The sequence below is a fragment of the Flavobacterium mesophilum genome, from assembly GCF_039581405.1.
Classification (GTDB): domain Bacteria; phylum Bacteroidota; class Bacteroidia; order Flavobacteriales; family Flavobacteriaceae; genus Flavobacterium.
On sequence record NZ_JBCPXZ010000004.1, the window covers coordinates 461,878 to 474,737 of the forward strand.

The 12,860-nt window shown below is 34.1% G+C and carries 13 protein-coding genes; 12 read left to right on the plus strand and 1 reads right to left on the minus strand.

Translation table 11 applies throughout. The features are described 5' to 3' along the window. The first annotated feature begins 124 nt into the window (after window positions 1-124). The 9 genes from AAYQ19_RS15320 to AAYQ19_RS15360 all read left to right on the plus strand — a co-directional run bounded on the left by AAYQ19_RS15320 (window position 125) and on the right by AAYQ19_RS15360 (window position 9,717). Entirely contained in the window at window positions 125-1,396 is a 1,272-nt protein-coding gene (locus AAYQ19_RS15320; protein ID WP_343537412.1) for a PQQ-dependent sugar dehydrogenase, read from the plus strand. Window positions 1,397-1,602: 206 nt separating this feature from the next. Continuing rightward, window positions 1,603-3,705: a TonB-dependent receptor gene (locus AAYQ19_RS15325; protein WP_343537414.1), complete on the plus strand. Its 2,103-nt coding sequence runs from the start codon at window positions 1,603-1,605 to the stop codon at window positions 3,703-3,705. A 21-nt stretch (window positions 3,706-3,726) separates the two neighbouring features. After that, window positions 3,727-4,278, plus strand: coding sequence for a HEAT-like fold family protein (locus AAYQ19_RS15330; RefSeq protein ID WP_343537416.1), 552 nt, complete (start codon window positions 3,727-3,729; stop codon window positions 4,276-4,278). A 166-nt stretch (window positions 4,279-4,444) separates the two neighbouring features. Then, window positions 4,445-5,599 carry a 5-(carboxyamino)imidazole ribonucleotide synthase gene (locus tag AAYQ19_RS15335; protein ID WP_343537417.1) on the plus strand — a complete coding sequence of 385 codons (1,155 nt, stop codon included), beginning with the start codon at window positions 4,445-4,447 and terminating at the stop codon, window positions 5,597-5,599. A 116-nt stretch (window positions 5,600-5,715) separates the two neighbouring features. Next, the gene (gene purE / locus AAYQ19_RS15340; protein WP_343537419.1) at window positions 5,716-6,201 is read left to right on the plus strand and encodes a 5-(carboxyamino)imidazole ribonucleotide mutase; all 486 of its coding nucleotides are present in this window, start codon (window positions 5,716-5,718) and stop codon (window positions 6,199-6,201) included. Between the two features lie 156 nt (window positions 6,202-6,357). After that, window positions 6,358-6,585 carry a hypothetical protein gene (locus AAYQ19_RS15345; RefSeq protein WP_343537421.1) on the plus strand — a complete coding sequence of 76 codons (228 nt, stop codon included), beginning with the start codon at window positions 6,358-6,360 and terminating at the stop codon, window positions 6,583-6,585. Further along, entirely contained in the window at window positions 6,585-6,872 is a 288-nt protein-coding gene (locus AAYQ19_RS15350; protein ID WP_343537423.1) for a type II toxin-antitoxin system RelE/ParE family toxin, read from the plus strand. Before AAYQ19_RS15345 ends, AAYQ19_RS15350 begins: the two co-directional genes overlap by 1 nt. A gap of 35 nt (window positions 6,873-6,907) precedes the next feature. Beyond that, window positions 6,908-8,935 carry a M3 family metallopeptidase gene (locus AAYQ19_RS15355; protein ID WP_343537425.1) on the plus strand — a complete coding sequence of 676 codons (2,028 nt, stop codon included), beginning with the start codon at window positions 6,908-6,910 and terminating at the stop codon, window positions 8,933-8,935. A 122-nt stretch (window positions 8,936-9,057) separates the two neighbouring features. Further along, window positions 9,058-9,717: a SanA/YdcF family protein gene (locus AAYQ19_RS15360; RefSeq protein WP_343537427.1), complete on the plus strand. Its 660-nt coding sequence runs from the start codon at window positions 9,058-9,060 to the stop codon at window positions 9,715-9,717. Window positions 9,718-9,814: 97 nt separating this feature from the next. On the opposite strand, the gene AAYQ19_RS15365 is transcribed toward AAYQ19_RS15360, so the two are convergent. Further along, complete coding sequence (locus AAYQ19_RS15365; RefSeq protein WP_343537429.1) at window positions 9,815-11,077, minus strand: cation:proton antiporter; 1,263 nt, start codon at window positions 11,075-11,077, stop codon at window positions 9,815-9,817. 139 nt (window positions 11,078-11,216) lie between these two features. Here AAYQ19_RS15365 and AAYQ19_RS15370 point away from each other — a divergent pair, with 139 nt between their 5' ends. Genes AAYQ19_RS15370 through AAYQ19_RS15380 form a run of 3 tightly spaced genes read left to right on the plus strand, consistent with a single transcriptional unit; the run spans window position 11,217 to window position 12,851 of the window. Then, complete coding sequence (locus tag AAYQ19_RS15370) at window positions 11,217-11,720, plus strand: GbsR/MarR family transcriptional regulator (protein ID WP_343537431.1); 504 nt, start codon at window positions 11,217-11,219, stop codon at window positions 11,718-11,720. A gap of 55 nt (window positions 11,721-11,775) precedes the next feature. After that, the gene (locus AAYQ19_RS15375; RefSeq protein ID WP_343537433.1) at window positions 11,776-12,108 is read left to right on the plus strand and encodes a hypothetical protein; all 333 of its coding nucleotides are present in this window, start codon (window positions 11,776-11,778) and stop codon (window positions 12,106-12,108) included. A gap of 2 nt (window positions 12,109-12,110) precedes the next feature. Next, window positions 12,111-12,851 carry a YqjF family protein gene (locus AAYQ19_RS15380; protein ID WP_343537435.1) on the plus strand — a complete coding sequence of 247 codons (741 nt, stop codon included), beginning with the start codon at window positions 12,111-12,113 and terminating at the stop codon, window positions 12,849-12,851. Window positions 12,852-12,860: the final 9 nt, after the last annotated feature.

Consider the following 12,860-nt stretch of genomic DNA (forward strand, 5'->3'; position numbering starts at 1 on the left):
AACTTAACTCTAAATATCAAAATAAACTGTCTGAGCATTTTTAAGCACATTAAGCACATCTTTTCGGAAAAAAACTTTTTAATTTTAGTAAATTGTGGCCTTCTAAACTTTAATATAGACCCAAATGAAAACCACGATACAAATTTTTTCGGCTTTTTTGATCCTTACTGCGTGTCACGGACAAGTAAGCAAAGAAGAAAAAGAAGCACTATCTAAACAACCTGCAAATGTTGTAAAAACTGCTATAGGCAACATTACCTTGCCACCACCCTATGCAACAGAATCGAAAACAAAAAACAGCAAAGTTTTGGGCTGGCCAGAAGGAAAAACGCCGATTGCGCCTGAAGGTTTTACGGTTACCAAATTTGCTGACGGATTTAGCAATCCGCGTTGGAGTTATATTGGTCCAAACAATGATATTTTTGTTGTCGAAAGTGGCACTAGAACGAGTAAAAACCAAATTATTGTTTTACGCGATAAAGACAAAGACGGCGTATTTGAAACTCGTGAAGTTTTCCTGAGCGGTCTCAACAGACCTTTAGGAATGTTAATTCTAAAAGACTTTTTTTATGTTGCAAATACTGATGGGCTTTACCGTTATCCATATAAAAATGCACCATTAAAATTAGAAACTCAAGGAACAAAAATTGTTGAGCTTCCGGCGGGTGGCTACAACAATCACTGGACAAGAAGTTTGCTAGCTAATCCTGAAGGAACAAAAATTTATATTGGAGTTGGTTCAGGGAGCAACGTTGGCGAAAACGGAATGGACAAAGAAATTCGTCGCGCCGCAATTTTAGAAATCAATCCTGATGGAACAGGTGAAAAAATTTACGCCGAAGGATTAAGAAATCCAATGGGAATGGATTGGAATCCTGCCAATAAAAAAGAACTTTGGACTGCAGTTAATGAAAGAGATGAACTTGGTGATGACTTGGTTCCAGATTACATTACAAGTGTAAAAAGAGGCGGTTTTTATGGATGGCCGTATTCTTATTTCGGAAGTATTCCAGATCCAAGATGGAAAAACGGACCTAAAGATTTGGTCAAAAAAACCATTGTTCCTGACGTTCCTGTTGGGCCACACACTGCTTCTTTAGGATTGGCTTTTTATACGAAAGATGCTTTTCCTGCGAAATATAAAAACGGTGCTTTTGTAGGACAGCATGGCTCTTGGAATCGTTCTAATATTTCAGGTTATAAAGTGTTGTTCGTTCCTTTTAAAGATGGAAAACCTTCAGGAAAACCAGAAGATTTTTTAACTGGTTTTATTTCGAATGATGAAAAAGCAGAAGTATACGGACGTCCGGTTGCGGTAACCGTTATGAACGATGGATCTTTATTAGTAAATGATGATAGTGGGAATACGATTTGGAAGGTTACTGCGAATAAATAAATCCCAATCTTTTAAATTCCAAACTACAATCCTAAAAAAACCAAACACATAGAAACATAGTTTTTTTTCATATTAAAAGTTGTCTTAAGGAAAACTTGTTTTCACACATAGTTTCTATGTGTGAAAACAAGTGAAATGCCTTTTTTAAAGCAATTAATCCTATGTTTCTATGTGTTAAAATAATGCGCCTTTAATTCCACACTTTTATGATTTCTAAAAAATATTTTCTTCTTCTTTTTGCATTGATCGTTTTGCAAAACATGACGGCACAAGAAAAAGAAGTCCAAAATATTGATTCGGTTAAAACGCAAAAACTGAATGAAGTTTTAATTAGTCCGCTTCACATTAATCGGGATTTGCAGAACAGTCCGGCTTCGATTGGCATTTTATCCGAAAAAGAATTACTTCGAAATAATACTACAGACATCAGCAATGTCATCAATACGATTCCTGGTGTTTTTATGCAATCGTCAAATATTACGACAACCCGAATTTCGATTCGCGGCATTGGCGCGAGAACTCCATATGGAACCAATAAAATTAGAGCTTTTTACGGAAGCATTCCCCTAACTTCTGGAAACAGCGAAACGGTAATTGACGATATTGATCTTCAAAATATCAATCAAATTGAAATTATAAAGGGGCCTCTTTCTAGTGTTTACGGCGCTGGTTTGGGTGGAGCGATTTTGATTTCGCCTCAATCTTTAAAAAGCCACAATTATCAAGCTGAAGTCAGTTCTGTTTTTGGTTCGTTTGGATTATTGAAAAACCGAATAAGTTTTGATTTGAATGAAAAAAATGCTTCTCTAAACCTAAGTTATCACAATTTAAAGACAGATGGATGGCGTCAAAACAGCGCGTACAATCGGGAAGGAATTACGCTTGACGGAGAATTGTTTCGAAAGAAAAATAGCAAACTGACTTATTTCTCCAATTATACGTATTTGAAAGCTTACATTCCGAGTTCGATTAACAAAACGACTTACGAAAATAATCCGCAAGCGGGCGCGCCGACTTGGGTTGCGTCACAAGGTTTTAAAGAATACAAATCGACTTTAGGCGGATTGGCTTATGATTTTAAAATTAATGATCATCTGAATAATTCGACTTCAGTTTTCATTAATTATAAAGACAGCAACGAACCTCGTCCTTTTGATATTTTACGTCAATACACTTTTGCTTCGGGCGCACGAACGCAGTTTTCGGGAGATTTTAAAATCGGGAAAATCAACAATCAATTTATTAGCGGAATTGAATATTTCGCAGACAATTACAGCGGCAATACTTTTCAGAATTTATATCAGCAAAATAATGGAAACGGAAGTTTGCAAGGAAATCAACTTTCGGCAACCAATCAAAAAAGGCATTTTTATAATGTTTTTTCGCAAATCAGAACGTTGCTTTCTGACCAATTTGAGATTCAAGCAGGTTTAAATTACAACAAAACCAAATTTGAACTTCAGAATGATTTTCCCGCTTCCGCGAATAATCCGACGGAACATTATAGTTATGATGGTATTTTTTCGCCACAACTTTCTTTTTTGTTCAAGCCAAATGAAATTCATACTTTCTACTTTTCTACAAGCCGAGGATTTTCTCTTCCCGCGACTGAAGAAACTTTAACGAGCACCGGAAATATTAATCAAGACATAAAACCTGAAACGGGTTATAATTTTGAATTGGGAAGCAAACTTCATCTTTTAAGTAAAAAATTATATGCCGAAATTGCGGTTTACCGAATGGAAATTAAAGATTTATTGGTTGCCAAAAGAATTGGTGATGATCAATATGAAGGCGTAAATGCTGGAAAAACCTTTCATGAAGGAATCGAAATTTTCTTGAAACACAATTGGACCATCAATCGAACTTTTAATCTGAATTCTTATGCTGGAACTTCCATCGGGAATTATGAATTCAAAGAATTTGTCGATAACGGAAATGATTATTCTGGAAATAAATTAACTGGAGTTCCTGCCAATACGGCTAGCGCAGGTTTTAATTTCAATACGAATTCGGGTTTCTATTTTTCAGCCGATTTCCAGTTCACAGATAAAATTCCGATGAATGATTCAAATAAGGACTTTTCAGATTCTTATTCTCTGCTAAATTTAAAAACAGGATATCAATTTGAAATCTTATCAGGATTGAAAGCACATGTTGACGCAGGAATAAATAATGTGACAAATGAAAAATATGCGTCAATGATTTTAACCAATGCAACTGGCGTTGGAAACGCGCAACCTAGATTCTATTATCCAGGTTTACCTATAAACTATTACGGAATTATCTCATTAAATTACTTATTTTAGCATAGAATTTAATTTCAAAATATGCTTTCTGAACTGCAAAAGAAACTGGATTACGTAAATGCTTATAGAGAAAATCGTCTAAAAGCAGCACAGTATATTTTAGAAAACCCTAAACTTTTCGGCGAATTAGTTTCGATATGCTTTACGCCTTCGGACAAAAACAATCATAAAGCCTGCTGGATTTTAGAATTTGTTTCTTACGAAGAATTGCTTTGGCTACAGCCACATCTTGATTTTTTCTGTTCGAATTTGAAAATTTTAAAAGATGAAAGCTCGCTTCGCCCGATTGCGAAAGTTGCTCAGCTTCTAATAAAATCACATTATAAAAAAAACGAAAACAGCATAAAACTCTCCGAAGAAAATCTTCAAGATTGCATTGAAGCTTCTTTTGATTGGCTTATTAATGATACCAAAGTCGCGACAAAAGCCTATTCCATTAGAACTTTATATATTTTAGGAAATCATTACGATTGGATTCATCCGGAACTAAAAATAATCATTGATAAAGATTTTGGAGATCATTCTGCAGCTTACAAAGCCGTCGCAAAAGAAGTCTTGAAGAAAATAAAATAGGTTTATTAGCCACGAATTATATTTTTACACACAAGTGGGGAAGAAAAAATTCGTGAATTGCTTCGCCAGTCACTATCGCTCGAGTCGTGGCGAAAAAAAACTAGCGCACAACGAATTTTTGGCTAAAAAAAGATTAAAAAGTATCTTTGCAAAAACACAACGCAAAATGAATTATTTTTCTTCTGATTTTAAATTAGGAATATTAGGTGGCGGACAATTAGGCAAGATGCTTTTGTTCGATACCAGAAAATTTGATATACAAACTTACGTTCTAGATCCAAGCGACGAAGCGCCTAGCAAAATTGCCTGCAACAAATTCTTTCAAGGCGATTTAATGGATTATGATACGGTTTACAACTTCGGAAAACAAGTCGATGTTTTGACTTTCGAAATCGAATTGGTAAACCTTGAAGCTTTAACACAACTAGAAAACGAAGGCTTAAAAGTATATCCATCTCCAAAAACCTTAAAAGGAATTCAGAATAAAGGTGTTCAAAAAGACTTTTACGCTCAGAATAATATCCCAACTGCACCATATAAAAGATTCGAAAATTTAGAAAATCTAAAATCTGCTGTTACATCGAGCGATGTTGCAATGCCATTTGTATGGAAATGCACTGAATTTGGTTATGATGGAAATGGTGTAAAAATAGTTCGCCAAGTCTCAGATTTAGATACGCTTCCAAATGTGGAATGCATTGCAGAAACTATGGTTCCGTTCAAAAATGAATTGGCTGTAATTGTTTGCAGAAATCCATCAGGAGAAATTAAGACCTATCCGGTTGTAGAAATGGAATTTCACCCAGAAGCCAACCAAGTGGAATACGTAATCTGCCCAGCAAGAATCGATGATAAAGTTGCAGAAAAAGCCAGAGCAATTGCTTTGAAAGTTTCTGAAAACTTCAATCACGTTGGACTTTTAGCAGTTGAAATGTTCCAAACGCAAGACGACGAAATTTTGGTTAACGAAGTGGCTCCTCGCCCGCACAATTCTGGACATTATTCTATCGAAGCAAGTTATACTTCACAATTCGAAAATCATTTACGTGCTATTTTAGATCTTCCATTAGGAAATACAGACAGCAAAGTGGCCGGAATTATGGTCAATTTAGTTGGTGCCGAAGGTTATTCTGGAAATGTCGTGTATGAAAACATCGAAACTATTTTAGGATGGAACGGCGTTACGCCACATATTTACGGAAAAAAACAAACGCGCCCTTTCAGAAAAATGGGTCACGTAACCATCGTAAACGAAAACATGGCCGAAGCAAGAAGAATTGCACAGGAAGTTAAGAATACTATTCGAGTGATTAGTCAATAGTAATTAGTGATTAGCTTTTAGTCACAGTAGCAGTTTACAGTTAATAACAAAATATATTTTAAGCCTCAGCAACAACTTGAAACCTGAAACTTAAAACTTGAAACAAAAATAAAAACATGAGCAAAGTAGCTATTATAATGGGAAGCATCTCAGACATGCCAGTTATGCAAGATGCAATTGACATATTAAAACAATTTGATGTTGAAGTTGAAGTAGATATCGTTTCGGCACACAGAACGCCGGAGAAATTATTTGATTTCAGTAAAAATGCACACAATCGCGGTATTTCGGTAATTATTGCCGGCGCGGGTGGTGCGGCGCATTTACCAGGAATGGTGGCTTCAATGTCTCCCCTTCCTGTAATTGGAGTTCCGGTAAAATCAAGCAACTCAATTGATGGTTGGGATTCTGTTTTATCTATTTTACAAATGCCAGGCGGCGTTCCTGTTGCAACGGTAGCTTTGAACGGAGCAAAAAATGCGGGAATTTTAGCAGCGCAAATCATCGGAAGCCATGACAAAAAAGTTTTGGATACGATTATTGCTTATAAAGAAGAATTGAAAGCGACGGTAAATAAAGCGGCTGAAGGTTTAAAGAAGTAAAAATTAATTTCACAGAGAAGCACAGAGGTACACAAAATTTTGTGAATCTCTGTGTTTTTTCTTTGCGAAACTTTGCGAAATAATTCATCTCAGAATTATTAACTATTCCTTATAAAAAATTCTCAAAGAAAAACTTAACTTTGAGGAAAAAGCGAAATGAACATTCAAACTTCTAAAATAGAATTGGCTAAAATTGTTTTAGACATTGATAATCCTGACCTGATTCAGGAAATAGTTGATTTTATCCAATCAAAAGAAAACCTTTCAGAAGAACAGAAAAGTAAAATTAACGATGCCATTTATTCTTTAGAAAATAATGAAGGAATCCAACATGATGTAGTAATGGAGGAAACCAGAAATCGTTATTCTAAATATTTTAAATAATGAATGTAATTTGGGCTCCACAAGCTAAAAAAGACTTTTGGAACAACATTGATTATTTAGAAGCAGAATGGTCTGAAAAAGTAGCTTTTAATTTTATTGAAAAAGTAAATACCACAATTGCACTTTTACAAAATGACAATGTTTTATTCATCAAAACGAATTACAAAAGCGTTTACAAAATTGTCATCACCAAACACATTTCACTTTTTTACCGAATCGAAAACAACAATCTAGAATTACTTCGTTTTTGGAATAATTTTCAGAATTTGGAGCAATTCAAACTATGATTTCTAATTTATATTTTTAAACATTATATTTTAAAATGAGCGTATTAACACAATATTTCAATACCAAACATAACACCGCACCTTTTTCGCAAATTAAAATCGAAGATTACGTTCCAGCTTTTCAGGAAGGAATTGCTTTGGCCAAAGCCGAAATTGATGCGATTGTAAATAATCCAGACGCGCCGACTTTTGAAAACACAATTGTAGCGATGGACTATTCTGGTGATATTTTAGATCGTCTTTCTAGCGTTTTCTTCAATTTGAATTCGGCTGAAACGAATGACGAAATGCAGAAAATTGCTCAGGAAGTTTCGCCTTGGCTTTCAGAATTTGGAAATGACATTCGTTTGAATGCTGAATTGTTTGCACGAGTAAAAGCCGTTTACGATCACAAAGAAAGTTTGAACCTCAACCCAGAGCAAACAACTTTATTAGATAAAAAATACAAAAGCTTTTCTAGAAACGGAGCGAATTTGCCAGAAGACAAGAAAAATCAATTAAGAGAAATCGACAAAGAATTATCTACATTGAGTTTGAAATTTGGCGAAAATGTTTTGGCTGAAACCAATACTTTCGAAATGCACTTGACGGACGAAAAAGATCTTTCAGGTTTGCCAGAAGGCACAATCGAGGCTGCTCGTTCATTGGCGAAAGCCCAAGAAAAAGAAGGCTGGATTTTCACTTTAGATTATCCAAGTTATGTTCCGTTTTTGACTTATGCTGATAATCGTGAATTGCGTAAAAAAATGGCAATTGCTTTTGGAGCAAAAGGTTTTCAAAACAACGAATTTGACAATCAAGAAAATGTTTTAAAGATTGCCAAATTGCGTCATGAAAGAGCGAATTTATTAGGCTATAAAACACATGCTCATTTTGTTTTGGAAGAAAGAATGGCGGAAAGTCCAGAAAAAGTTTTCTCTTTTTTAAATGATTTATTAGCAAAAGCAAAACCTGCCGCTCAAAAAGAGTTTGCTGAGTTAACCGCTTTCGCGAAAGAATTAGACGGAATCGAGCAATTGGAAAAATGGGATGGCGCTTATTATTCAGAAAAATTAAAACAACAGCTTTTTAATTTAGATGATGAAAAACTAAAACCATATTTTCAATTAGAAAAAGTTTTAGATGGCGCTTTCACAGTTGCTAAAAAACTATACGACTTAACGTTTACCGAAGTTTTTGACATCGATAAATACCACGAAGAAGTAACAACTTATGAAGTTCGCGATGCTAAAAATGGTTTAGTTTCGATTTTCTACGCCGATTTCTTCCCAAGAAAAGGAAAAAGAAATGGTGCCTGGATGACTTCATTCAAATCACAATATGTAAAAGACGGCGTAAACGAAAGACCGCATATTTCGAACGTTTGCAATTTCACAAAACCAACGGAAACAAAACCTTCATTATTGACTTTTAATGAAGTAACAACTTTATTCCACGAATTCGGTCACGGGTTACACGGAATGTTAGCTGATACGGTTTATCCAAGTTTATCTGGAACTTCTGTGTATTGGGATTTCGTAGAATTGCCAAGTCAGATTATGGAGAATTGGTGTTACGAGCCAGAAGCTTTGGCTTTATTTGCAAATCACTACGAAACGGGAGAAATTATTCCGATTGAGTATGTTCAGAAAATTAAAGAAAGTGCGAGTTTCCAAGAAGGTTTAGCAACATTGCGTCAATTAAGTTTCGGATTGTTGGATATGGCTTGGCACGGACAAGATCCAACGAATATTACAGATTTAAAAACTTTCGAAACGGAACAATTTGCAAATACTCAATTGTATCCAGATGTAAAAGAAAACGCAATGAGTACTGCTTTTTCTCATATTTTCCAAGGTGGTTATTCTTCTGGATATTACAGCTACAAATGGGCGGAAGTTCTAGATGCTGATGCTTTTGAATATTTCCATGAAAACGGAATTTTCAATGAAGAAATAGCAAAAAAATTCAAAGACAATGTACTTTCTAAAGGAGGAACAGAACATCCTATGACTTTATACAAACGTTTCAGAGGTCAGGAACCAAAACCTGAGGCTTTGTTGAAAAGAGCGGGATTGTTGTAGACTTTCTTAGACTTCTTAGAAAATTAGATATTTTAGAAACCGAGGCTTTTGCTTCGGTTTTTTTATTTGATTTTGTCTAACTATCTTAGCGTTTTTAAATCTTTATCTTACAAAAATACATTTTGAAAAAATATTTTAAAATAGCACTCTATCTTTCCATTATTGCATTGGTTGCAATTGTTTCTATCAATTATTACGTAACCTCTTCCACTAAAACGAAGATTTATTATTCAGCGAAGAAGTTCCCTAAGAATGATGTCGGAATTATTTTTGGCGCCGGAATCAACGGAAATCAGCCAAGCAAATATTTAAAGGATCGTCTTGATGCTGGAATTATGCTTTGGAAAACAAAACGCATCAATAAAATTTTACTTTCGGGAGATAACGGTCGTCAAGAATATGATGAATTAACGGTTATGAAAAATTACTGTTTTAATCAAGGTGTTGACACTACAAAGATTTTTATTGATTACGCCGGCTTTGATACATATTCGACTATGTATCGTGCAAAACATATTTTCAAAATAAAAAGAGCCACTTTAATTTCGCAGAAATACCATTTAAACCGAGCGATTTATATCGGAAATAAATTGGGAGTAAAATCGGTTGGATTTTCTGCAAATAAGGGACAATATTTGGGTTACAATTATGTTCAATTTAGAGAATGTCTTTCAAGATGTAAATCTTTTTTTGATGTTTTGAGAAATCGTGAACCTCATTTTTTAGGTGGTGAAATTGATATAAATGGGGTATCTAATTATTCTAAAGATGATAAGCGATAAAAATAAAACCCTGCAAGAGAACCTGCAGGGTTTTTAGTTATAACTTCAAGACAAAGCATAGAAATCTTTCTTCTTGGCTCTTGTTTCTATTAAGCCTTTACTCTTTCTCTAAAACTCTCTTCGCCAATTTTCCAACGGTTAATCCTTGAACGACAATCGAGAATAAAACAACAATATAAGTTACCTCAAGCAACAAATTTTTATATTCGCTTTCTGGCATCGAAAGTACTAAAGCAATAGAAACTCCACCGCGAATTCCTCCCCAAACTAAAACCATCAAAGATCCTTTATTGTAAGCCGATTTGATTCCGAAGAATTTAAAGATATCAAAGAATTTCCATGGTAAAACTATTGAAGTTAATCTTGAAAATAGCACGATAAAAATCGCTACAAAACCTGTCAGCAATTGCTTGTTCAGGTCTGGAAGCAACAACAATTCAAAACCAATAAAAAGAAATAAAACAGCATTTAAGATTTCATCAATAAGTTCCCAAAACTTTCCTAAGTAGTCTTTTGTAACTTCGCTCATGGCAACTTTTTTACCATAATTTCCAATAATCAATCCCGCAACAACCATTGCTAGCGGACTAGAAACATGTAATGCCTGAGCAACCAAAAATCCACCTGTTACAATTGAAAGTGTGATTAAAACCGAAACTTTATAATCGTCGATTTTCTTCATAACTCTTGAAGCCGTAAATCCGAACACGGCTCCTAATAAAAGTCCACCAATTCCTTCTTTCGCGAAAAGCCATGCAATAGAATTAAAACTGACATCAAAAGTTGGATCGGTTGCCATTTTTAGTACAACAGCAAACATTACTACTGCTACTCCATCATTAAAAAGTGATTCACCAACAATTTTGGTTTCGATTCTTTTCGGAACTTTAGCTTCTTTTAAAACTCCTAAAACCACGATCGGATCAGTTGGAGAAATCAAGGTTCCAAAAACGAGACAAAATATATAAGGGATTTTTATTCCTAAAAGTGGTGCTATATAAAAAAGAAGCATCGAAATTATCAAGGCTGATAAAACAACACTTATCGTAGAATAAATCATAATTGGCACTTTTTGTTCTTTCAGATCCGAGATGTTTACGTGCAGTGCACCCGCAAACAATAAAAAATTCAACATTGCTCCCATTAAAATTTCGTTGAAATCAAATTGTTTGATTAAATCAAAAAAATGTTTGGTGGTTGCAGGAAAATAAGAGTCTCCCAAAAGTCGAATTCCGACAGAAACTAGCATGGCAATAATCATGATTCCGATAGTTCCTGGAAGTTTTAAAAATCGTAAATTCAAATAGGCGAAGAAAGATGCTAATACAATAAGCACCGAAAAAGTGTAGTATAATTCCATAAAAAGTGATTTTTACAAAAATAGCTGCATCATCATCTAATCTAAAATTTCGAGGGTTAGTTAACATAACTTTATAAGTCGTTTAAATAAAGTTTCAATTATTTTTGAAAGTTTAAAAACTTTTACATACATTTGTTTCATGGAATTCAGAGAAGCAAAAAATAAATTCGTTCAAACTTGGGGAGCATTAGGTTCTCAATGGGGCATTAATAAAACCATGGCGCAAATTCACGCTTTATTAATGGTTTCAAACGAACCTGTTTCTATGGAAGACATTATGGAAGAATTGCAAATTTCTCGTGGAAACGCAAGCATGAACATAAGAGCTCTTATGGATTGGGGAATTGTTTACAAAGAATTCAAAGCTGGCGAAAGAAGAGAGTTTTTCACGGCAGAAAAAGATTTGGACGAATTAGCAGTTAAAATTTCGAGAGAAAGAAGCAAAAGAGAAATCAAACCTGCTCTTAAAATCTTAAAAGAAGTTTCGACTATTGAAGCTAGTGAATCTGCAGAAGAAAAACACTTTGTTGATCAAACTTCTAAATTGTACGACTTCGTTTTAAAAGCCGATAATATGCTAGACAAAATGACCGAATTTAATGATAATTGGCTTGGAAAATTGTTCTTAAAAATGATGAAATAAAAAAATTTAATCCAAACTTTCATTTTTTTCTGAAAGTTTAAAACAAACAATAACTATGAAAACCATAAAATACATCAACACATTTGCTATTGGACTTCCCATTGCAATTCTCATTACCTGGCCTATTTTTGAAGAAGGCGCCTTACTTTTTGCAGCTTTATCTACTATGATTACGGGCTTTCTCCAATTTTGCATCGGGGTTAAAATGATTGTTGACACTCCTAAAGATAGAAATCTGCAAACTTATATTTCTGGAGTTGCATTCTTCTTTGGACTTTGGTTTATAAATGGCCTTATCGATTATAACGACTTTATAACTTATATCCTGTTTCCAATTCCTTTAATACTTGCTGTATATCTTTCTTTAATCATTTATCAAAAAAAATAATCATGAACTTCTTAAAAGCAGAATGGAAAAATTTAGCCTTATTCAATTATGAAGTTGATCCTGAGGTTTTAAAAAAATATGTTCCCGCTGGAACTGAGATTGATATTTGGAACGGCAAATGTTATGTGAGTTTAGTTGGTTTTATGTTCAAAAACACCAAAGTTTTAGGATTGAAAATTCCATTTCATGTCAATTTTGAAGAAGTGAATTTGAGATTTTATGTCAAACGTTTTGAAAACGGAGAATGGAAACGTGGTGTTGTTTTTATTAAAGAAATTGTTCCGAAAAAAGCCATCGCTTTTATTGCGAATACTTTGTATCAGGAACATTATGAAGCTCAAAAAATGAAACATGAAATTGTTGAAAATAGCAATACAAACACTTTCATTTATCAATGGAAAAAGGATAAAAAATGGAATAAGATTCAAATTGAAACCAAAAAAGATTTGAGTCAAATCGAAATGGATTCTGAAGCTGAATTTATAACCGAACATTATTTTGGATATACAAAAATTGATGAAGAAAACACTTTTGAATACGAAGTAACGCATCCGCGATGGGAACAATTTGAAGTACTAAACCATAAAGTTGATATTGATTTTGAAGAAACTTATGGAAGCAATTTTAGATTTCTCCAAAATCAAAAACCGACTTCTGTGTTCTTAGCAAAAGGATCAAAAATTACAGTGAAGAATAAACGAAAACTTCAACAAATTCCAGTTGAAGAGGAATTATACGCTTAGAGTTAATCA